The sequence below is a fragment of the Paracoccus pacificus genome, from assembly GCF_042680785.1.
Classification (GTDB): domain Bacteria; phylum Pseudomonadota; class Alphaproteobacteria; order Rhodobacterales; family Rhodobacteraceae; genus Paracoccus; species Paracoccus pacificus.
In genome coordinates this window covers 22,264-43,369 of sequence record NZ_JBHUEN010000031.1, presented here as the reverse complement: position 1 = coordinate 43,369, position 21,106 = coordinate 22,264, and the positions used below count along the sequence as shown (strand labels likewise).

Annotated in this window: 21 protein-coding genes; 8 read left to right on the top strand and 13 right to left on the bottom strand. The window is 65.9% G+C overall.

Annotated features, from left to right (window positions below; genetic code table 11):
- Positions 1-136: 136 nt before the first annotated feature.
- The gene (gene hrpB, locus ACFSCT_RS10985) at positions 137-2,557 is read left to right on the top strand and encodes an ATP-dependent helicase HrpB (protein ID WP_379142703.1); all 2,421 of its coding nucleotides are present in this window, start codon (positions 137-139) and stop codon (positions 2,555-2,557) included.
- Positions 2,558-2,590: 33 nt separating this feature from the next.
- On the opposite strand, the gene argF is transcribed toward hrpB, so the two are convergent.
- Both argF and epmA read right to left on the bottom strand, forming a co-directional pair.
- Complete coding sequence (argF, locus tag ACFSCT_RS10980; protein ID WP_379142701.1) at positions 2,591-3,517, bottom strand: ornithine carbamoyltransferase; 927 nt, start codon at positions 3,515-3,517, stop codon at positions 2,591-2,593.
- Between the two features lie 194 nt (positions 3,518-3,711).
- Positions 3,712-4,773, bottom strand: a complete 1,062-nt coding sequence (gene epmA, locus ACFSCT_RS10975; protein ID WP_379142700.1) for an EF-P lysine aminoacylase EpmA — start codon at positions 4,771-4,773, stop codon at positions 3,712-3,714.
- Between the two features lie 96 nt (positions 4,774-4,869).
- Here epmA and efp point away from each other — a divergent pair, with 96 nt between their 5' ends.
- The gene (gene efp / locus ACFSCT_RS10970) at positions 4,870-5,436 is read left to right on the top strand and encodes an elongation factor P (RefSeq protein WP_379142697.1); all 567 of its coding nucleotides are present in this window, start codon (positions 4,870-4,872) and stop codon (positions 5,434-5,436) included.
- A 115-nt stretch (positions 5,437-5,551) separates the two neighbouring features.
- On the opposite strand, the gene ACFSCT_RS10965 is transcribed toward efp, so the two are convergent.
- From ACFSCT_RS10965 to ACFSCT_RS10955, 3 genes are all read right to left on the bottom strand, one after another.
- Complete coding sequence (locus ACFSCT_RS10965; RefSeq protein ID WP_379142694.1) at positions 5,552-6,733, bottom strand: aspartate aminotransferase family protein; 1,182 nt, start codon at positions 6,731-6,733, stop codon at positions 5,552-5,554.
- A 181-nt stretch (positions 6,734-6,914) separates the two neighbouring features.
- Entirely contained in the window at positions 6,915-7,310 is a 396-nt protein-coding gene (locus tag ACFSCT_RS10960) for a VOC family protein (protein ID WP_379142693.1), read from the bottom strand.
- Positions 7,307-8,131 carry an ABC transporter permease gene (locus ACFSCT_RS10955; RefSeq protein ID WP_379142691.1) on the bottom strand — a complete coding sequence of 275 codons (825 nt, stop codon included), beginning with the start codon at positions 8,129-8,131 and terminating at the stop codon, positions 7,307-7,309. The genes ACFSCT_RS10960 and ACFSCT_RS10955 overlap by 4 nt, the downstream gene beginning before the upstream one ends.
- 139 nt (positions 8,132-8,270) lie before the next feature.
- On the opposite strand from ACFSCT_RS10955, the gene ACFSCT_RS10950 reads away from it, so the two are divergent.
- The 4 genes from ACFSCT_RS10950 to ACFSCT_RS10935 all read left to right on the top strand — a co-directional run bounded on the left by ACFSCT_RS10950 (position 8,271) and on the right by ACFSCT_RS10935 (position 11,773).
- Positions 8,271-8,969, top strand: a complete 699-nt coding sequence (locus ACFSCT_RS10950) for a GcrA family cell cycle regulator (protein WP_379142688.1) — start codon at positions 8,271-8,273, stop codon at positions 8,967-8,969.
- A gap of 69 nt (positions 8,970-9,038) precedes the next feature.
- Positions 9,039-9,965: an ABC transporter ATP-binding protein gene (locus ACFSCT_RS10945; RefSeq protein ID WP_379142686.1), complete on the top strand. Its 927-nt coding sequence runs from the start codon at positions 9,039-9,041 to the stop codon at positions 9,963-9,965.
- A complete protein-coding gene (locus ACFSCT_RS10940) occupies positions 9,962-10,723 on the top strand; it encodes an ABC transporter permease (RefSeq protein WP_379142685.1) in 762 nt (253 codons plus the stop codon). Before ACFSCT_RS10945 ends, ACFSCT_RS10940 begins: the two co-directional genes overlap by 4 nt.
- 132 nt (positions 10,724-10,855) lie before the next feature.
- Complete coding sequence (locus tag ACFSCT_RS10935) at positions 10,856-11,773, top strand: MBL fold metallo-hydrolase (protein WP_379142683.1); 918 nt, start codon at positions 10,856-10,858, stop codon at positions 11,771-11,773.
- 45 nt (positions 11,774-11,818) lie between these two features.
- Here ACFSCT_RS10935 and ACFSCT_RS10930 read toward each other — a convergent pair whose 3' ends face one another.
- Positions 11,819-12,256 carry a hypothetical protein gene (locus tag ACFSCT_RS10930; protein WP_379142892.1) on the bottom strand — a complete coding sequence of 146 codons (438 nt, stop codon included), beginning with the start codon at positions 12,254-12,256 and terminating at the stop codon, positions 11,819-11,821.
- 145 nt (positions 12,257-12,401) lie between these two features.
- On the bottom strand, positions 12,402-12,803 hold the full coding sequence (locus ACFSCT_RS10925) for a group III truncated hemoglobin (protein WP_379142682.1): 402 nt from the start codon (positions 12,801-12,803) through the stop codon (positions 12,402-12,404).
- Positions 12,804-12,946: 143 nt separating this feature from the next.
- Between ACFSCT_RS10925 and ACFSCT_RS10920 the strand changes: the two genes are divergently transcribed.
- Entirely contained in the window at positions 12,947-13,414 is a 468-nt protein-coding gene (locus ACFSCT_RS10920) for a GNAT family N-acetyltransferase (protein ID WP_379142680.1), read from the top strand.
- Positions 13,415-13,447: 33 nt separating this feature from the next.
- On the opposite strand, the gene ACFSCT_RS10915 is transcribed toward ACFSCT_RS10920, so the two are convergent.
- A complete protein-coding gene (locus ACFSCT_RS10915) occupies positions 13,448-14,623 on the bottom strand; it encodes an FAD-dependent oxidoreductase (RefSeq protein ID WP_379142677.1) in 1,176 nt (391 codons plus the stop codon).
- Positions 14,624-14,808: 185 nt separating this feature from the next.
- Between ACFSCT_RS10915 and ileS the strand changes: the two genes are divergently transcribed.
- Positions 14,809-17,751, top strand: a complete 2,943-nt coding sequence (gene ileS / locus ACFSCT_RS10910; protein WP_379142675.1) for an isoleucine--tRNA ligase — start codon at positions 14,809-14,811, stop codon at positions 17,749-17,751.
- On the opposite strand, the gene ACFSCT_RS10905 is transcribed toward ileS, so the two are convergent.
- Genes ACFSCT_RS10905 through ispH form a run of 5 tightly spaced genes read right to left on the bottom strand, consistent with a single transcriptional unit; the run spans position 17,752 to position 21,059 of the window.
- The gene (locus ACFSCT_RS10905) at positions 17,752-18,381 is read right to left on the bottom strand and encodes a trimeric intracellular cation channel family protein (RefSeq protein ID WP_379142674.1); all 630 of its coding nucleotides are present in this window, start codon (positions 18,379-18,381) and stop codon (positions 17,752-17,754) included.
- The gene (gene rnhA, locus ACFSCT_RS10900; protein ID WP_379142673.1) at positions 18,378-18,845 is read right to left on the bottom strand and encodes a ribonuclease HI; all 468 of its coding nucleotides are present in this window, start codon (positions 18,843-18,845) and stop codon (positions 18,378-18,380) included. Before rnhA ends, ACFSCT_RS10905 begins: the two co-directional genes overlap by 4 nt.
- On the bottom strand, positions 18,842-19,444 hold the full coding sequence (locus ACFSCT_RS10895; RefSeq protein WP_379142672.1) for a LysE family translocator: 603 nt from the start codon (positions 19,442-19,444) through the stop codon (positions 18,842-18,844). Before ACFSCT_RS10895 ends, rnhA begins: the two co-directional genes overlap by 4 nt.
- Complete coding sequence (locus ACFSCT_RS10890) at positions 19,441-20,046, bottom strand: glutathione S-transferase family protein (RefSeq protein WP_379142671.1); 606 nt, start codon at positions 20,044-20,046, stop codon at positions 19,441-19,443. Before ACFSCT_RS10890 ends, ACFSCT_RS10895 begins: the two co-directional genes overlap by 4 nt.
- A 56-nt stretch (positions 20,047-20,102) precedes the next feature.
- Positions 20,103-21,059 (bottom strand): 4-hydroxy-3-methylbut-2-enyl diphosphate reductase, encoded by a 957-nt coding sequence (gene ispH / locus ACFSCT_RS10885; protein WP_379142670.1) that lies wholly within the window; start codon positions 21,057-21,059, stop codon positions 20,103-20,105.
- Positions 21,060-21,106: the final 47 nt, after the last annotated feature.

Sequence of the window (21,106 nt, the reverse complement as noted above, 5' to 3'; positions counted from 1 at the left end):
CCAGGGGTGCCACATGAATTTGCCACGGCCGCCGGAAGGGTGCGGCGTGAAATCGGGCGGTTAATTCCGGCACCCGCCTTCATGCCAGCGCCGCCGCCCTATGGCAATGGAGCGTCCCCCCGGCGATAAGGGCGGCATGACCGACCGCCTGCCCATCGACGATGCTTTGCCCGATCTGATTCGCGCCATCCGCGATCACGGCCGGGCGGTGCTGATCGCGCCGCCGGGGGCCGGCAAGACGACCCGCGTCCCCATCGCGCTGATGCCCGAAATCGAAGGCCGCATCCTGATGCTGGAGCCCCGCCGCCTTGCCGCCCGCGCGGCGGCCGAGCGCATGGCCGAGGTGCTGGGCGAAACGGTCGGTGACCGGGTCGGGTATCGCATCCGGGGCCAGAGCGTGCCGGGCGCCCGGATCGAGGTCGTCACCGAAGGCATCCTGACCCGGATGATCCAGTCCGACCCCGATCTGCCCGGCATCGGGGCGGTCATCATGGACGAATTTCACGAACGCAATCTGAATGCCGACCTTGGCCTCGCGCTGGTCTGGGAAAGCCGGGCGGCGCTGCGCCCCGATCTGGCCGTGCTGGTGATGTCGGCGACGCTGGACGCCGAACCGGTGGCCGGACTTCTGGACCGGGCGCCGGTCATCGAAAGCATGGGCCGCGCCTTTCCGGTTGAAACGCGGTGGCTGCCGCGGCCCCTGCCCGCCTCGGCCCGGTGGGAAACGCAGATGGCCACGCTGATCGCCGAAGCCGCGGCCGAAACCCGCGACACCGGCGGCGCCATGCTGGCCTTTCTGCCCGGCGAGGGCGAGATCCGGCGGGTCGCGGCGGCGCTGGATCTGCCGGATCTACAGATCCAGCCGCTGTTCGGCGCGATGGATTTCGCCGCGCAACGGGCGGCGCTGGCACCCTCGGACGGCGGGCGAAAACTGGTTCTGGCCACCGCCATCGCCGAAACCTCGCTGACCATTCCCGATGTGCGGGTGGTGATCGACGGCGGACGGGCGCGGCGGGCGCGGTTCGATCCCGCATCGGGCATGTCGCGGCTGGTGACCGAACGGGTAAGCCGGGCCGAGGCGGAACAGCGCCGCGGCCGCGCCGGCCGGGTGGCGCCCGGCATCTGCTATCGGCTGTGGGCGCGAGCCGAGGAAGGCGCGCTGCCCGCATATCCGCCACCCGAAATCGCCGTCGGCGACCTGACCGGGCTGGCGTTGGAGCTTGCGGCATGGGGCTCGGACGGCAGCGATCTGGCCTTTCTGACCCCGCCCCCCGCCCCGGCGCTGGCCGAGGCGCGGCTGCTGCTGGCCGATCTCGGCGCGCTGGACGCGGGCGGCCGGATCACCGACCACGGCCGGGCGCTGGCCCGGGTGCCGCTGCATCCGCGTCTGGCGCATATGCTGATGCGTGCCGGTGCCGGCGCCGCGCCGGTTGCGGCATTGCTGGCCGACCGCGATCCGCTGACCGGCGCCCCCGTCGATCTGACCCTGCGGCTGACGGCGTTGCGCGACCTGCGCGCCTATCAGGACCGCCACCCGTGGCAGGCCAACCGCGCCGCGCTGGACCGTATCCGGGCCGAGGCCAGACGGCTGCAACGCCTCGCCCCCGAAGATCGCGGGCTGTCACACGGCGCCATGCTTTCGCTGGCCTATCCCGACCGCATCGCCCAGCGCCGCAAGGGGGATGAGCCGCGTTTCATCCTGTCGGGCGGCAAGGGCGCGATCCTGCCCGCCGGCGATCCGCTGGCCGGGGACCGCCTGCTGGCCGTGGCCGATCTGGACGGCGACCGCAGCGAGGCGCGGGTGCGGCTGGCCGCCCCCCTGACCGAGCCCGAATTGCGCGGGTTGCATGGCGACCGGATCGAAACCGTTTCGTTCAGCGAATGGTCGCGGCGCGACGGCAGGGTCATCGCCCGGCAGCAGGAAAAACTGGGCGCGCTGATCCTGTCCGACCGCATCTGGGACGACGCCCCGCCCGAGACATTGGCCGCAGCCGCCTTTGACGGGTTGCGACAGTACGGGCTGCCATGGACGGCGGCGGCCACGCGGCTGCGCGCTCGGATCGCGCTGACCGGGCTTGCGGATGTCGGCGATGCGGCGCTTCTGGCCGATCCGGCATGGCTTTTACCGTGGCTGAGCAATCGCCGGACGCTGGCCGACCTGCGCGCGCTGGACCTGACCGAGCCGCTGAAGGCCCTGATCGGCTGGGACGGCCAGCAGGCCTTGGATCGTCTTGCGCCGTCGCATTTCCGCACGCCGCTGGGCCGGGCGGTGCCCATCGACTATTCCGGCGCGATGCCGGCGATCGAGTTGCGGCTTCAGGAATTGTTCGGCGTCACCCGCCATCCGGTCGTCGGCCCCGAAAACCTGCCCCTGCGCATCACGCTGTTGTCTCCCGGCGGAAAGCCGGTGCAGGTGACGGCGGATCTACCGGGCTTCTGGGCCAATTCCTATGCCGATGTGCGCAAGGACATGCGCGGCCGCTATCCCCGCCACCCGTGGCCCGAGGACCCGACCGAGGCCGAGCCGACCGTCAGGGCCAAGCCGCGCGGGACCTGACGCCGTGGGCGATGCGGCGGTAAAAGCGGTAAATCAGACGCCCAGGCACCAGCGCATGATTGCCTTCTGCGCATGCAGCCGGTTTTCCGCCTCGTCCCAGACCACTGAATGCGGGCCGTCCATGACCGCGCTTGTCACCTCGTCATCGCGATGGGCGGGCAGGCAATGCATGAACAGCGAATCGGGCTTGGCGCGGGCCATCAACGCCTCGTTCACCTGATAGCCGCGCAACTGGTTGTGACGCCGCTCGCGCGCCGATTGCGGATCATGCATGCTGACCCAGGTGTCGGCAAAGACCAGATCGGCGCCCTCAACCGCCTTCATCGGGTCGCGTTCGATGGTGACGCCGACGCCTTGCGCGCGGGCGAAATCCAGCGCCTCGGCCTCGGGGTCCAGCGTCGGCGGTCCGGTGAAGGTAAAGTCGTAACCGAACTGCCCGGCGGCATGCACGACGCTGGCGCAGACGTTGTTGCCGTCGCCGGCCCAGACGATCTTGCGCCCGGCGATGGAGCCGCGATGTTCCTCGAACGTCATCACATCGGCCATGACCTGACAGGGATGGGTGCGGTTGGTCAGCCCGTTGATCACCGGGACCGAGGCATATTCGGCCATCTCGTGCAGCGTCAGTTCCTCGAATGTGCGGATCATGATCATGTCGACATAGCGGGACAGAACGCGCGCGGTGTCGGCGATCGTCTCGCCATGGCCAAGCTGCATCTCGCTGCCCGACAGCACCATCGTCTGACCGCCCATCTGGCGCACGCCCACGTCAAAACTGGTTCGCGTCCGGGTCGAGGGCTTTTCAAAGATCAGCGCGACCATGCGATTGGCCAGCGGCTGTTCGGCATCCGGCGCGCCCTTCGGCTGGCCGGCGCGCGCGGTTTTCATCTGCTTCGCCGCCTCGATCATGCCGCGCAGCGCGGCCTTGTCAGTGGTGTGGATGTCCAGAAAATTCGTCATATTGGCCTTCGGATGCTGATGTCGCACTTGACCCGCCCGGAAGTCCGCGGTCAAGGGGCGGCAATCGGCGCCCGGTAATCCGTCCGCCAATCCCCCACCAATCCGTTCGCCGCGATCTGCGGGCCGCAACGCGGGCGGGCCCGGTTAGCGGCTGCTGCGGTCAGCGGCGGCCGTCGATCGCTGTGCGGATACCGTCACGGTGCGGCGGCGGGGGTCCACATCACGTCGCTGATCCGGGGCGCGCCCGTGGCCAGCATCACCAGCCGCTCGAAACCCAAGGCGATCCCGCTTGCCGGGGGCACATGGGCCAGCGCATCCAGAAAATCGTCATCCAGCGGATAACGCTCGCCATAGACACGCTGCTTTTCGTCCATCTCGGCCTGAAACCTGCGACGCTGCTCGGCCGCATCGGTCAGCTCGCCGAACCCGTTGGCCAGTTCGACCCCGCAGACATACAATTCGAACCGTTCGGCCACGCGGTCGTCATCGGGCGCGCGGCGGGCCAGCGCCGCCTCGACAGCCGGATAACGGTCAAGGATGGTCGCGCGGCCATGGCCCAGCCGGGGCTCGATCTTTTCGACCAATATGCGCGACAGCATGTCGGACCAGGTGTCGTCAGGCGCGGCGCGCAGCCCCGCCGCCGCCATAGCCGCCCGCAGACGTTCGGCCGAAGGCGTGCCGTCCCGGTCCAGCGTCGCCAGCAGGTCGATACCGGCATGGCGTTCAAAGGCGTCCGCGACCGACAGCCTTTCGGGTGCGGCGAACGGATCGCAGGTGACATCGCCCGATCGCATCGTCGCGGCCCCCGCCACCCGCGCCGCAATGGCCAGAAGCGCGGCGCAATCCTGCATCAGCACCTCATAACCTTCGCCGACGCGGTACCATTCAAGCATGGTGAATTCGGCCGCGTGCCGCGCCCCGGATTCCCGGTTCCGCCAGACATGGGCAAAGGCGAAGATCCGTTCCTCGCCCGCCGCCAGCAGCTTTTTCATCGCAAATTCGGGCGAGGTATGCAGATAGCGCCGGGCAACCGCCCCGTCAGTCCCGATCGCGTCGGTCGCAAAGGCGTGCAGATGCGCCTCGTTGCCCGGGCTGACGGCCAGACATGCGGGATCGGTCTCGGTAAAGCCGTTCTCCTCGAACCAGTCGCGGATCGCGCGCTGGGTCCGGTTCCGGGTCAACAGCAGCGGGCGGCGGTCGGCGTGGCGCGCCGAATTCCACCACGCGCCCGGCGCCTTATCCGGCTTGATTGTCATATCACTCGGCTTTCGGCTGGCGAATTCGCTTTCAATAGGCTATTTGCCCGGCAAACCGCGCCCAGGGCGCGTCCCGTTAACACGAAGGAAGATCCCGTGAAAGTCATCGCCTCGTCCCTGCGCAAGGGTAATGTCGTCGATATGGACGGCAAGCTGTATGTCGTCCTGACCGCCCAAAACTTCCACCCCGGCAAGGGCACGCCGGTCACGCAGGTGGACATGCGCCGTATCAGCGACGGCGTGAAGGTCAGCGAGCGGTGGCGGACGACCGAGCAGGTCGAAAAGGCCACCGTGGATGAGCGCGAGTATGATTATCTGTACGAGGACGGCGAAGGTTTCCACTTCATGGAACCCGAAACCTACGAGCAACTCGCCGTGTCCGCCGATGTCGTCGGCGATGGCAAGGTCTGGCTGACCGAGGGCGCGCGGGTGTTCCTGAAAACCTTCGAGGGCGTGGCCATCGCCATCGAATATCCGCAGAAGGTCACCGTCGAGATCGTCGAGACCGAGCCGGTGGTAAAGGGGCAGACCGCGTCATCGAGCTATAAGCCGGCGGTGGCGTCGAACGGCGTCCGCGTGATGGTGCCCCCGCATATCGGCCCCGGCACCCGCGTCGTGGTGAACACCGAGGACAGCAGCTACGTCGAGCGCGCCAAGGACTGATCGTCCCGACCGACCGCGGCAATGAAAAAGGGCCACCTCGGCGATCGGCGGGGGTGGCCTTTTTGTATCTGCTTTCCTTTCGCGCCCGCCCGAATGCGCCGGGGTCACCCGGCTTTCACGCTTCCTCAACCCGCTTCGCCGCGCGGTCCAGCCGGATGACGGCCTCGGTGATCTCCTCGTCGCTGATGTTCAGCGGCGGCAGCAGCCGCAGGGTGTTGTCGGCCGCCGGGACCGTCAGGATATGCTCGGCGTAGCCCGCCTTGACCACATCGGCAGGGGCCACCTTGCATTTCAGGCCCAGCATCAGCCCCTGTCCCCGGACGCTTTCGAAAACCTGCGGATGGGCGGCGACAAGCCCCTCGAGTTTCTGGCGGAACAGCCCGGCTTTGCGGCTGACTTCGGCCAGAAAGGCCGGGGTGGCGATGATCTCCATCACCCGCGCACCGACCGCGCAGGCCAGCGGGTTGCCGCCATAGGTCGAACCGTGCGAGCCGGCGGTCATCCCGGAAGCCGCCTTTTCCGTGGCAAGAACGGCGCCCAGCGGGAAACCTCCGCCGATGCCCTTGGCCACCATCATGATGTCGGGGGTGATGCCGGCATGTTCATGGGCGAACAGACGGCCGGTCCGGCCCATGCCGCTTTGCACCTCGTCAAGGATCAGAAGCGCGCCGGTTTCGTCGCACAATTGCCGGATCAGGCGCAGATCCGCGTCGGGAAGGACGCGGATCCCGCCCTCGCCCTGAATCGGCTCGATCATCACGGCGGCGGTGCGGTCGCTGATCGCGGCGCGCATCGCCTCCACGTCGCCGAACGGCAGATGCACGAAACCCGGCATCAGCGGCCCGAAGCCCTTGACCATTTTTTCCGAGCCCGAAGCCGCGATTGCCCCGGTCGAACGGCCGTGAAAGGCACCCTCGAAGGTCAGGATCTCGTAACGGTCCGGATCGCCGGCATGGTCCCAGTATTTCCGGGCCATCTTGATCGCCAGCTCGGCCGCCTCGGTGCCCGAGTTGGTGACGAATACCGTGTCGGCAAAGGTATTATCCACCAGCAGATTGGCCAGCTTTTCCTGCTGCGGGATCTGATACAGGTTCGAGACATGCCAGATCCGCCCGGCCTGTTCGGTCAGCGCCGCGACCAGTTCGAGGTTGGCATGCCCCAGCGCATTGACCGCGATGCCGGCGCCCAGATCCAGATAGCGCGTGCCGTCCGCCGCGATGGCCCAGGATCCTTCACCGCGTTCAAAGGCAAGGGGGGCACGGTTATATGTCGGCAGGACATGCGGGAAATCGGACATGGGAAGGCTCCGCTGATTAAGGCCCTATGGCGTCGAAAGATGATGTGACCAAGGTTGGATTCCGCCCGTTTTCCGCCGGACATGCGGGGTCGCGCACCTAGCGGCGTCGAGGACGGCTGACAGGGGTGTTCCATATGATCATGGCCGATTCCATGCGGCAAAACCGGGGGCGCGGCAAGGCTTAATTTCGCTGCCACAGGTCCCAGCGATTCCCCCACAGGTCGCGAAATTTGACCACCTGACCATAATCGGTACAGCGCGGCGCCTCTTCGAAAACCACGCCGGCGCCGCGCATGCGGGCATAATCGCCGTCGAAATCGGTGCTGTGCAGGAAAAACCCGACCCTGCCGCCGGTCTGGTCCCCGATCCGCGCGGCCTGTGCCGGCCCATCCGCCTGCGCAAGCAGCACCGCGCAGCCCCCTGCCGCCGGCGCCACAACCACCCAGCGCTTTGGCCGCCCGTCGTCGGTCCGCGCCGGGCTGTCCTGGATCAGCGAAAAATTCAGCGCCTTGCGGAACCAGGTGATGGCGCGGTCGTAATCGTCGACGACCAGAGTGATCAGGGCAAGCGTGCTCATGGCTTGATCCGATAGCCGGTGCGCAGCCACTGCCAGGTCAGCGCAAGGATCAGCGCGGTGGTCACGGTGCAGATCGCCAGCCCCAGAACCGGCGAGGCATCGCTGACCCCGGCAAAGCCGAACCGGGCGCCGTCGATCAGATAGAAGATCGGGTTCCAGCGGGTCAGCGCGCGGAACGGTTCGGGCAATGCCTCGACCGAATAGAAGGTGCCCGACAGGAACGAAAGCGGGGTTATGACGAAATTGGTGATCGCCGCCATCTGGTCGAACTTGTTGGCGACGATTGCCGCCAGCATGCCCAACCCGCCCATCATCAGCGCCCCCAGAACGACGAAACCCAGCGCCCACAGCGGGCGGGCGATGCCCAGATGCAGCACCAGCATCATCCCCGCCGCCAGCACCACCGTGACGATCAGCGACCGCGCCACGGCGCCGGCAAGATAACCGCTCAGCAACTCGGCCGCCGACAGGGGCGGCATCAGCGTATCAACGATATTGCCCTGCATCTTGGCGCTGATGATGCTGCTGGAGGTGTTGGCGAAAGCGTTCTGGATCACCGTCATCATCAAAATGCCCGGCGCCATGAAGGCCAGATAGGGCAGGCCCATCACCTCGGTCCGGCCGCGCCCCAGCGCCAGCGCGAAGACGGTCAAAAACAATCCCGCCGTCATCAGCGGCGCGAAGATCGTCTGCTGCCAGACCGCCATGAAGCGGCGAATCTCGCGCCGGGCAAGGGTCAGCGTGCCCAGCCAGTTGACGGATCTGAACCGCCGCACCCCCATGGCCGTGGGGCGAAGCCGGTCAATCGCGGGCTGGGTCATCGGCCATTCCTTCCTATCCTGTCCTTGAATTGCATCGCCACACCATGTATTTCAACACATCCAGCCGCAACAGGCCGGAATGAACCTGAAATCCGAAAGATGACCGCTGGCCACCGCTGCGCCGGCAGGAAAGGCCAAAATGTCCTGGACAGATGAACGTGTCGAGACGCTCAAGCGGATGTGGGCCGAGGGTCAGTCTGCCAGCCAGATCGCGAAAGAACTGGGCGGAATTACCCGCAACGCCGTGATCGGCAAGGTCCACCGGCTGGGCTTGTCGAACCGCAATGACGATGCCGAAGCCGAACAGACGCCCGCATCGGCACCGGCCGCGACACCCGCCGCACCAGCCGCCGCGACCCCCTCGGCATCGCAACCCGCCGCCCCGGCCGCCACGGCGGCGGCGCGCCCGGCGCCCGCACGCCCCGCCGGCCGCGCGGCCGAAGCCCCGGAACGCGCCGCTGCACCTGCGCCCGAGCCGAAACGTGCCGAGGCCAGCAAGGCGGACGCGGATGAGACCGACAACAGCAGCGATGCCGCGCCGCAGACCTTTGTGAACCGCCGCCCGATCGTTCCGGCGGGACAGCCGCTGCCGCCGCAGCCTTCGGCGAACGAGATCAGCCCCGAAGCACTCGCCTCGATGCGAGAGGTCGAGAAATCCGCCCGCAAGCTTTCGCTGATGGAGCTGACCGAACGCACCTGCAAATGGCCGATCGGCGACCCGGCGACCGACAAGTTCTGGTTCTGCGGTCTGCCCTCGCAATCCGGCAAACCCTATTGCGAGACCCATGTCGCAGTCGCGTTCCAGCCGATGAGCTCGCGCCGGGACCGGCGGCGCTGATCCGCGCCGCCGCGCCGTCCCTGTAACGAACCCGCGCCGCTTCCGCGCCCCATCCTTCAGGGTTTCACCGTGCCGAACATCATTGAAATTGACCATTTGTCAAAGGCTTACGCCAGCGGCACCAAGGCGCTGGACGATGTATCGCTGGACATTCGCGAAGGCGAGATCATCGCGCTTCTGGGGCCGAACGGCGCCGGCAAGACCACGCTGATCTCGATCATCTGCGGGCTGGTCGTGCCGACCGGGGGCACGGTGCGGGTCGGCGGCTTCGACATCCGCACGGATTATCGCAAGGCCCGCAAGCTGATCGGTCTGGTGCCGCAGGAAATCGCCATCGAGCCGTTCGAGAAAGTCGCCAACACCGTCGCCTTCACCCGCGGCCTGTATGGCGAAAAGCCCGACCCGGCCTATATCGAGCAGGTTCTGCGCAGCCTGTCGCTTTGGGAAAAGCGCGACGCGAAGACCATCGAACTGTCGGGCGGGATGAAGCGGCGGGTGCTGATCGCCAAGGCACTGGCGCATCGCCCCAAGGTCCTGTTTCTTGATGAGCCGACCGCCGGGGTCGATGTCGCCCTGCGGCGCGAGATGTGGCAGGTGGTGCGCCAGTTGCGGGCCGATGGCGTGACCATCATCCTGACCACCCATTACCTCGAGGAAGCCGAGGAGATGGCCGATCGCATCGGCGTCATCAACCGTGGCAAGCTGCTGCTGTGCCGCGACAAGACCGATCTGATGGGCGAGTTCGGCCGCAAGCAACTGACTATCGAGCTTGACGAAAAGCTGGACGCCCTGCCCGAGGGCCTTGACCCGAAGCAGGTGCAATTGTCGGGCGATGGCCTCAGCCTGGTCTATGAATATGACGCCCATGCCGAGCGCACCGGCATTGCGCGTCTGCTGGGCGATGTGGCGGCGCGGGGCATAACCGTGCGCGATGTCGCCACCCACCAATCGTCGCTCGAGGATATTTTCCTTAATCTGGTCGAGGAAAAGGCATGAACTGGCCCGCCGTCTACGCCATCTTTCATCACGAGATGACGCGGTTCTTCCGGACCATCTGGCAGTCGCTCGCCTCGCCGGTGCTGTCGACGGTGCTGTATTTCGTAGTTTTCGGCGCGGCCATCGGCGGCCGCATCCAATCGGTCGAGGGCGTCAGCTATGGTGCCTTCATCGTCCCCGGGCTGATGATGCTGACGGTGTTGCAGCAATCGGTATCGAACGCCAGTTTCGGCATCTATTTCCCCAAGTTTTCGGGCACGATCTACGAAATCCTCGTCTCGCCCACCGGCTGGGTCGAGGTGGCCCTTGGCTATGTCGGGGCGGCGGCCGCCAAGTCTATCATGATCGCGCTGGTGATCCTGCTGACCAGTTTCTATTTCGTCGGGGTCCACATCGCGCATCCGTTCTGGATGCTGGCATTTCTGATCCTGACGGCGCTGGCGTTTTCGCTGCTCGGGTTCATTCTGGGGCTTTGGGCAAAGTCGTTCGAGCAGTTGCAGATCGTCCCGATGATGGTGATCACGCCGCTGGTGTTCCTTGGCGGGGCCTTCTATTCGGCCAACATGCTGCCGCCGTTCTGGGAAAAAGTCGCGCATCTGAACCCGGTGCTTTACCTGATCTCGGGCTTTCGCTGGTCGTTCTTCGATCTTGCCGACGTGCCGGTCGGGGTGTCGCTGTTCGCGGTCGCGCTGATGATCGCCGTCTGTCTGGTCATCATTCGCTGGATCTTCCAGACCGGCTGGCGGCTGCGCGAATAACCCGACGCATGCGGGGGCGGTGCAACGCCCGTCGCCCATGATCACGCATGTTTCATGCGAAAAGCCCGGCCGCCCGGCCTAAGCTGTTCGCATTGAACAATATGGTGGAGCGAGACGATGGCCGGACTGAAGATGACACGCAGAACCGCAATGCTGACCGCTGGCGCCTTTCCGGCGCTTGTGGCGCTGCCCCTTCGCGCCCAGACCGCGGCACCCGAGCCCGAGGCACCCGCCTTCGCGGGCCGCGCGCAGAAAATCATGCTTGGCCAGTTCGAGGTGACCAGCCTGCTCGCCGGCGAGGCGATGCGCGAGAAACCGATCGACACCTACGGTATCGGCGCCGATCCGGCCGCCTTCCAGAAGCTCAGCGAGGAAAACTTCATCCCGGCCGACCGCACCGGAAATTCCTTCACGCCCATATTGGTCAAGACGCCGGACGCGCTGATCCTGTTCGACACCGGGCTGAACCCCGAGAACACGAACGCCTCGCTGACCGTGGCCGGATATGCGCCGGGCGATGTCACCCATGTCGTGCTGACCCATATGCACGGCGATCACGTCGGCGGCTTGATGGCGGGTGACACGCCGAATTTTCCGAATGCGACGCTGATCTTTGCCAAGCCCGAGAACGATTATTGGGCGGCCAATCCCAGCGATGCCTATACGGCCAAGGTCGCGCCGCTGGTCGCGAACGCCCGTCAGATCGGGGATGCCGAGGAAATCGTGCCCGGAATCACCGCCGGCGGCGCCTATGGGCATACGCCCGGTCATACGACCTATCTTCTGGAAAGCGACGGCCAGCGGCTGCTGCTGACCGGCGATTCGTTCAACCATTATGTCTATTCGGTCCAGCGGCCCGACTGGCATGTCGGCTTCGATGTGGACAAGGACATGGGCGCCACGACCCGCCTGAACATTCTTGCCCGACTGGCCGAGACCCGGATGCCCTTCATCGGCTATCACATGCCCTTTCCGGCGCTTGGCTTTATCGCACCGAACGGCGAGGGATCTTTCCGCTTCGTCCCGGCGACCTATCAGTTCGCCGGATAGGACGGCCGAGATCGGCGCTATGGGACGGCAGCGGCCCCGGTTTGGCTAGCGCCTGCACAGCCGTACTTCGGGGTCCAGCCGGGCGTAGGTCTTGGCGTCGATCCGCTGGATCTTCAGTTGATGGCGCCAGGTCGAAAACCACTTTTGCCTGATCCCGTTGCGATAAAAATTCCCCATGATCTCGTCGACCAGCGGCGGGATGATCTTGGTATGCGGGATGCGCGGCGCGTGAAACCCGATCATCGCCCCCGGACCCAGACAGGAATTCGGCAAGGTGGTCAGAATGGTGCAGGCGGAATCGCAATACCCCCGGAACTGAACCGGTCGCCCGCTGCGGGCCAGATTCTGGCGATAGCGGACCATCTCCATGACATTGCCGCCGGCGTTGTTGCGGATGATGATCGGGTTGGGTCCGGTGCCGGGCGCGTATTTCTGCGCCGGGGCCGGCGCGGCGGCAACCAGCGCCAGAACCAGCGCAATCACCGACAAGAACAGGGGCCGCGAAGGTAGGGACCACAAAGACTGGGGCAACAAAGACCGGGACCACAAATGATAAGAAAAGCGCGTCATGGCGGATAATCTGCGTCATGGCGGGCATTTACGAAAGCCACGGCTGCGTGATCGGCCTTCAGCGCAGGATGAACGGCCCGGGGCGCCGCTCGCGCAGGTCCTCGACACCCATGCGCAGGCCCGCGCCGATCCGATGCGCCAGCGTGGACCACGCGGCCGCCGTTTCCGCCGGCAGGGTGCGGCGCAGGGTCTCATCGAACAGCGCCAGCCACGGCGCGAAATGCGCCGCCCTGACGTCGCCGGCCGCCAGATGCACCTGCATCGGATTGCCGCCGTAATTCCGTTCATAGAGGATGGCGTTCTTCCAGAAACGCGCGATTTTTTCCTCATGCGCGGGCCAGTCGGTGACGTGATTGCCAAAGACCGGGCCCAAAACCTCATGCCGGCGCACCGCCGCATAGAATACGGCGACAACGCGGTCGATCTGTTCCGGGGTGACGGGAAAGCGCGGCGGAATCATGGCGCCATATTCAAAGCTGCGACGGCGCGGATCAACCGGACAATGGGTCGCATGGGAGGCGCATGGGGGGGCCGCATGGGGAGGGCCGCACGGGTGCGCCGGGCGGGGCTTGCACTTCGCCGGGGGCGCGCCAAGAATACCGCATGACCATTCGCCCCGCCCATCCCGCTGAACTGGAGCAACTGACCGCGATCTGCATGCGCTCGAAGGCGCATTGGGGCTACAGCCCGGCCTTCATGGCGGCCTGCGCGGCCGAGCTTGCGGTGACGACCGCCGATCTGGCCCGCGATCATGTCGTGGTGTCGGAAAGCGACGGCCGGCCCGCCGCGGTTGCGCAGCTTGCGCTTGACGGGGCGCAGGCGGTCCTAGTCCGGCTGTTCGTCGATCCCGCCAGTTTGCGGTGCGGCCATGGTCGCCGGCTGTGGGACTGGGCGGTCGATCGGGCGGCGCGTTCCGGCGCCCGGGTCCTCGTGCTGGATGCCGACCCCTATGCCGAAGCCTTTTATCACCGTCTGGGCGCGGTCACTACGGGTCAGGTGCCTTCGACGACATGGCCGGGCCGGATGCTGCCGCGAATCGAGATGCCGCTGAGCGGCGCCGGAAATCGCTGACTGGAACCGCTGACAGCGACCCGCGACGGCACGCTACGGCGCGCGAACCCCGGCAAGCGGCGGGATCATCGTGCCGGCGACGATGCGGGTCAGCACCGAGCGCACCACCGGCATGGTCGACAGGGGCGCTAGGATCCGGTCGCGCAGCACCGGCAGGCTGCGGCTTTCGGATTGATACATCGGCGTGAAAACCGCGCTCATCCCCTGATAGACGCGGACGTGCCAGCGACGCATGGCGGCGTAATCCGCCAGCGCGTCGTCAAGCGGGCCGCGCAGTGCATGGGCCAGCGCCAGCGCATCCAGCAGCGCCATATTCGCCCCCTGCCCAAGTTGCGGGCTGGCGCGATGCGCGGCGTCCCCGATATGGACCAGCCCCGGCGACCAGGGCCGACGCAGCGTGCCGTGGCTATAGCGCGCCGTCACCATCTGATCATTCCGCCGAATCGAGGTCAGAAACGGCGCCATCTGCGGCCAAAGCCCGGTAACAGTGTCGCGCCATGCCTCAAGCGGGGTGGTTCCCCACGCATCCAGCCCTGCCAGTGGCATCGACCAGAAAATCGCGGCACGCGGTTGGGGATCACCCGGCAAACGGCCAATCGGCAGAACCCCGGCCATGTGACGGGCGGCACGGTAACGCTGGCGCAGCTCGGTCCTTGGGAAATCGGTTATTGGCCATGGCACGGTGCCCCAGATCGCGCCATAACCAAGCGCCCGCGCCCGCAGCGGCGACAGCGCCGATCCCGCCCCGCTGGCATCAACGACCAGATCGAACGGGCCGAAATCGCGCCCGTCCGTCAGCAACAGCCGGCGTGAACCGCCGGCTTGCGGCGCCGATGCGACCCGGGCCGAGGTCACCACCGGCACCCCACGGGTCGCGACCTGATCCCACAGCACGCCGAACAATGCGGCGCGATGGATGCCGCGACCGGGCGCATCCTGCGGATAGGACACGTTTAGCACGGGGCGCCCGCTTGCGGCCTCATGCCCCGACATCCGGGCGATCGGGCTGGAAAGCGCCCGCACGACCCCGCCCGCACCGATCAGATCCAGAACAGCCAAGCCGACCGGCTGGATCACAAGGCCCGAGCCGACGGGACGGGCCTGTTCGAACCGCTCGAACAGGGTCACGTCATGGCCGTCGCCCGCCAGCAGCGCCGCGCTTGCAAGTCCGCCGATACCGGCGCCCACGATGGCAATCTTGTATCTCATCACCGGGCTTGCTGCCGCACCCTTCGCCCAAGCGCAAGCGCGCTTGCAGGGGCCATGGCGGTTTCCTATAACCCGCCCCATGTTCAGCATGGGCCGGATTCATCGAATTACCCGCCCGGCGGCGTAGGGACCCCTCGCCGCCGGGTTGCGCATGCCTGCCCCTGCCATCGAAGGATTCCCGCCCTATGAGCGATACGACCGCCACCAAGACCGGCACAAACACCGGAACCGACACCGGCACCGACTACCGCGACACCGTCTTTCTGCCCGAGACCGCATTCCCCATGCGCGCCGGCCTGCCTGCGCGCGAACCCGAATGGCTGGACCGCTGGGAACGGATCGGGGTCTATGACCGCCTGCGCGAAAAGGCGCAAGGCCGCCGCCCCTTCATCCTGCATGACGGCCCCCCCTATGCGAACGGTCATCTGCATATCGGCCACGCGCTGAACAAGGTGCTGAAGGATTTCATCACCCGGTCCCAGCAGATGATGGGCCGCGATGCGCGCTATGTGCCCGGCTGGGACTGCCACGGCCTGCCGATCGAATGGAAGATCGAGGAACAGTATCGCCAGAAGGGCCTCGACAAGGACGCCGTCGACACGATCGAGTTCCGGCAGGAATGCCGCCGCTTCGCCGAGGGGTGGGTCGATATCCAGCGCGAGGAATTCAAGCGTCTGGGCGTCACCGGCAAATGGGACGACCCCTATTTGACGATGGCCTTCCACGCCGAGGCGGTCATCGCCGAGGAGTTCATGAAGCTTTTGATGGACGGTTCGCTTTATCAGGGGTCGAAACCGGTGATGTGGTCGCCGGTCGAAAAGACCGCCTTAGCCGAGGCCGAGGTCGAATATCACGACCATACCAGCCATACGATCTGGGTGCGGTTTAAGCCCGTCGGCGACGCGCTGGACGGCGCATCGGTCGTCATCTGGACCACGACGCCCTGGACGATCCCGCAGAACCGCGCGGTGTCGTTCAACCCGGATATCTCCTATGGTCTCTATGAGGTCGGCGAGGTTGCCGAGAATTCGACCGCGAAGCCGGGCGAGAAACTCGTGCTGGCCGACGTCCTTGCGGAAAGCGTCATGCAATCGGCCCGGGTCGAAAGCCACAAGCGTCTGCGCGACGTGCCCGCTTCGGAGTTGCAGGGCCTTGTTCTGGCCCACCCCTATCGCGGGATCGAGGGCGGCGAAGGCGAATGGAACTATGACGTTCCGCTGCTGGCGGCCGATTTCGTCACCGACGACGCCGGGACCGGCTTCGTCCACAATGCGCCCAGCCACGGCGACGACGACTATCAGCTTGGCCTGAAACACGGTCTGCCGATGACCTATAACGTCGAACCCGACGGCAGTTATCGCAAGGATCTGCCGCTTTTCGGCGGTCAGTTCATCATCCAGCCGGATGGCAAGGACGGCGCGGCCAATGTCGAGAATATCAAGCAACTGGCCTATGCGGGCGCGCTGCTGGCCAAGGGCAAGATCAAGCACAGCTATCCGCATAGTTGGCGTTCCAAGGCGCCGCTGATCTATCGCAACACGCCGCAATGGTTCGCCGCCATCGACAAGGATCTGGACGACGGCATGGGCGAATATGGCCGCACGATCCGGCAGCGCGCGCTGACCTCGATCGACCAGCTTGTGAAATGGACGCCGCAGACCGGGCGCAACCGCATCTTCTCGATGGTCGAGAACCGGCCCGACTGGGTGCTGTCGCGCCAGCGCGCCTGGGGCGTGCCGCTGACCACTTTCGTCAAAAGGGGCGCGAAACCCACCGATCCGGATTTCCTGCTGCGTGACCCCCGCATCAACAAGCGCATCGTCGAGGCTTTCGAGGCCGAAGGCGCCGATGTCTGGTATCGCGAGGGTTTCAAGGAACAGGTTCTTGGCAATGACCTGAACCCGGACGATTACGACCAGATCATGGACGTGCTGGATGTCTGGTTCGATTCAGGCTCGACCCATGCTTTCGTGATCCGCGACCGCGCCGATGGCTCGCCCGACGGAATCGCCGACCTGTATCTGGAAGGCACCGACCAGCATCGCGGCTGGTTCCATTCCTCGCTGCTGCAGGCGTCGGCCACGATGGGGCGCGCGCCCTATCGCGGCGTGCTGACCCATGGCTTCACGCTGGACGAGAAGGGCATGAAAATGTCCAAATCGCTGGGCAACACCATCGTGCCGGCCGAGGTCATCAAGCAATACGGCGCCGATATCCTGCGGCTCTGGGTGGCGCAGGTGGATTACACCGCCGATCAGCGCATCGGGCCGGAAATCCTGAAGGGCACCGCCGACAGCTATCGCCGGCTGCGCAACACGCTGCGCTTCATGCTGGGCAACCTCGATGGCTTCACCGAGGCCGAACGCGTCGCCCCCGAAGACATGCCCGAGTTGGAGCAATGGGTGCTGCACCGGCTTGCGCAACTGGATCACCGGGTCCGCCAGGGCTATGACGCCTATGATTTTCAGGGCGTGTTTCAGGCGCTGTTCCAGTTCGCCACGGTCGATCTGTCGGCCTTCTATTTCGACATCCGCAAGGACGCGCTTTACTGCGACGCGCCGGACAGCATCCGCCGCCGTTCCTCGCGGACGGTGCTGGACCTGCTGTTCCACCGGCTGGTCACATGGCTCGCCCCGATGCTGCCCTTCACCATGGAGGATGTCTGGCTGTCACGCTTTCCGTCCGATGACGACAGCGTGCATCTGCACGACTTCCCGGCGACACCCGCCGACTGGCTGAACGAACCCCTTGCCGATGAATGGGATCGGCTGCGCCGTGTGCGCCGTGTGGTCACCGCGGCGCTGGAGGTTCAGCGCACCGCCAAGGTCATCGGTGCGAGTCTCGAGGCGGCGCCCGTCGTCCATGTCGAGGACGCGCAGGTGCTCGAGGCGCTGAAACAGGTCGATTTCGCCGATCTCTGCATCACCTCGGATATCGTGGTGACCGGCGATCCGATCCCTGCCGAGGCGTTCCGCCTGCCCGACATTCCGGGCGTCGGCGTGGTGTTTGAACTGGCCGAGGGCGAGAAATGCGAACGGTGCTGGAAGGTGCTTCCCGATGTGGGAACGCATGCGCATCCCAATACCTGCGCGCGCTGTGATGCGGCCCTGACCGAAATGGGCCGCTGATCAGACGCGCGGCGGGCGCGAACGATAGACCGGCAGCCGCCACCCCCAGGTCAGGCTGCCGGCGCGCAGGATGAAGGTCACGACACCGCAGGCGATCAGCGCCACGGAGCGCGGCATCGCTGCGTGGCTCAGCAGGACCGCGGCCAAGGCGCCGCCGAATGCGGCGGTCAGATACAGCTCGCCCTGTTTCAGGACCAAGGGCACCTCGTTTGCGACGACATCGCGCATCAGGCCGCCAAAGGTCGCGGTGATGATGCCCATCGCGACCACGATCACCGGGCTGACGCCGGCGTCGATCGCGACGCCCACCCCCGCCGGCACCGCCACCGCAAGCGCACAGGCGTCAAGCCACAACAACGCGCGATAGCGGCTTTCCAGCAGATGCGCGGTGAAAAACACCAACACCGCCGCCGCCGCCGCCATCAGGATCAGCCCCGGACGGGCCAGCCACAGCACCGGCCCCCCCAACAGCAGATCGCGCAGCGTGCCGCCGCCGATCCCGGTCAGGGTCGCGAAAAAGATGAAGCCGACCAGATCAAGCTGGCTGCGGCTGGCGACCAGCGCCCCGGTCAGGGCAAAGACCAGAACGCTGGCGTAATCCAGAAGCGGGATCAGTATCCCGGTGTTCACGCGGCACCCTTCTGGGGCTTGTAGGGCGCCATGCCTTGCCGGGCGAGAGCATCGGCGCGTTCGTTTTCGGGGTGGCCGGCATGGCCCTTGATCCACTTCCACGTCACCTTGTGCTGCGCCGCCGCCTGATCCAGCCGCTGCCACAGTTCGGCGTTCTTCACCGGCTTGCGGTCGGAGGTGCGCCAGCCGTTCCGCTTCCACCCCTGCATCCATTGGGTGATGCCGTTCTTCACATAGGCGCTGTCGGTGGTCAGGGTGATCCGGCTTGGCCGCCGCAGCGCCTCAAGCGCCGAGATCGCGGCCATCAGTTCCATCCGGTTGTTGGTCGTATCGGCCTCGCCACCCGAAAGCTCGCGCTCTTTCCGGACCGATTCGCCGTCCATCGCGCGCATCAGCACCCCCCATCCGCCGGGGCCGGGATTGCCGCTGCATGCGCCATCGGTCCATGCGAACAGCTCGGTCACGCGCGCTCGGTCGCCAGCTTGAGGCCCAGCAGCGCGAAAGAGGCCGCGAAGGTCCGCCGCATCCATGTCATCGCCGTCTCACTGCCCAACAGACGCTCGCGGCCGGTCGCGGCCAGCAGGACATAGCCAAGGAATACCGCAAAGGTCATCGCGGTAAAGCCGGCGCCCAGTTCGATCAGCATCGGCATGCCGCTTCCGGGCGGCATGAATTGCGGGATGAAGGCCATGAAGAACAGGGGCAGCTTGGGGTTCAGGATATTCAGCAGAATCCCGCGCCGCACCAGCCGCCCGGCCGTCTCGGGCGCGGCCGGCTTTACCGACAGGCCGCCGCGATCCTTCAGCACCGCCCATGCCATCCACAGCAGATAGGCGACACCGGCGAATTTGATCGCCTGAAACAGCACCGCGCTGGTATGCAGGACCGCCGCCAGACCCGCCATCGCCACGACCATATGGATCACGGTCGCGATGGTGCAGCCCAAGGCGGCCCAGAAGCCGGCCCTGAAGCCGCCGCCCAGCGTCGCCGACAAGGTATAGACGACCCCGATTCCGGGTGCGAGGCAGACGATGAAGGCGGTCAGCAGATATTCGACGCTCATTCCGATAATCCCTTGTAGCCGGGCAAGGACGCGATCCGTTCGATCCACCGATTGATCCCCGGAAAACGCGCCATGTCAAACCCACCCCGGCTGCCGGCACTGTGGGTGTAGCCATAAAGGCAGATATCGGCCAGGCTGACCGCATCCGCCGCCAGCCAGTCATGCGCCTGCAACCGCGTTTCCATGATCTGCAGATTGGCGTGACCACGCTCCAGCAGATCGGCCAGACGCTCGGGCGTCGCCAGATGCCGCCGATGCGCATAATTCAGCAGCGCCGCCCGGACCGCGACCGTGCCCTCATGCTGGTTCTGCTCCCAGAACATCCAGCCGTTCATCGTCGCGCGCGCGAACGGATCGGCGGGCACGAAAGCCGTGCCTTCGCCCAAAAACCCCAGAATCGCGTTCGATTCGGGCAACAGCCGGCCATCGTCCAGCATCAGCACCGGCGCCTTGCCAAAGGGCAGCATGCCGTCCGATTTGGCGCGCTGAATTTCGGCCGAATTATCCTCGACGTCGACGATCTCGACCGCGCGCCCCAGCAAAGCCAGCAACAGGCGCACCTTGTAGGAGTTTCCCGACGAGGGCATCGAGTAAAGCTTCATGACCGTCTTCCTTGCCAAAATATCCTCGGGGGGTCCGGGGGGCGAAGCGCCCCCGGTCAGGCGGGTTCGCGCAGGACACGCGGCACTTTGAATTCCACGTTCTCCTGCGCCGTCTCGACCACCTCCACGGTCACCTCAAAACGGGCGCGGAAAGCGTCGATGACCTCGTTGATCAGCACCTCGGGCGCGCTCGCCCCGGCGGTGACGCCGACGGCGCGGATGCCCGCCATCGCCCGCCAGTCGATCTGATCGGCCCGCATCACCAGTTGCGAATAGGCGCAACCGGCGGCGCGGCCCACCTCGACCAGACGGCGCGAATTCGACGAATTCGGCGCCCCGATCACCAACAGCGCGTCGATCAGCGGCGCCACCGCCTTGACCGCCGCCTGACGGTTGGTGGTGGCATAGCAGATGTCTTCCTTCGCCGGTCCCACGATCGCGGGGAACCGCGCCTGAAGCGCGGCGACGATGGCGGCGGTGTCGTCGACCGACAATGTGGTCTGGGTGATGAAGGCCAGCCGGGCGGGATCGCGCGGGCTGATCCGCGCCACGTCATCGACGGTTTCGACCAGAATGACCTCGCCCTCGGGCAATTGCCCCATCGTGCCCAGCACCTCGGGGTGGCCGGCGTGGCCGATCATGACCATCTGCAACCCGTCGCCGTGATGCCGCTCGGCTTCGACATGCACCTTTGACACCAGCGGACAGGTCGCATCGACAAAAACCATTTCGCGCCGCCGCGCCTCGGCCGGAACCGATTTCGGCACACCATGGGCCGAAAAGATCACCGGGCGGTCGTCCGGCACCTCGTCCAGTTCCTCGACAAAGACCGCGCCCTTGTCACGCAGCGAATCCACCACGAATTTGTTGTGCACGATTTCGTGCCGCACAAAGACCGGCGCACCCCATTTTTCCAGCGCGAGTTCGACGATCTTGATGGCGCGATCCACGCCCGCGCAAAAACCACGCGGCGCGGCCAGATAAAGATGCAAAGGTGGCTTTTGCTGTTCCATGGCCGCGTTATGCCGAACTCTCGGTGCAAGGTCCAGCCGGACGGACG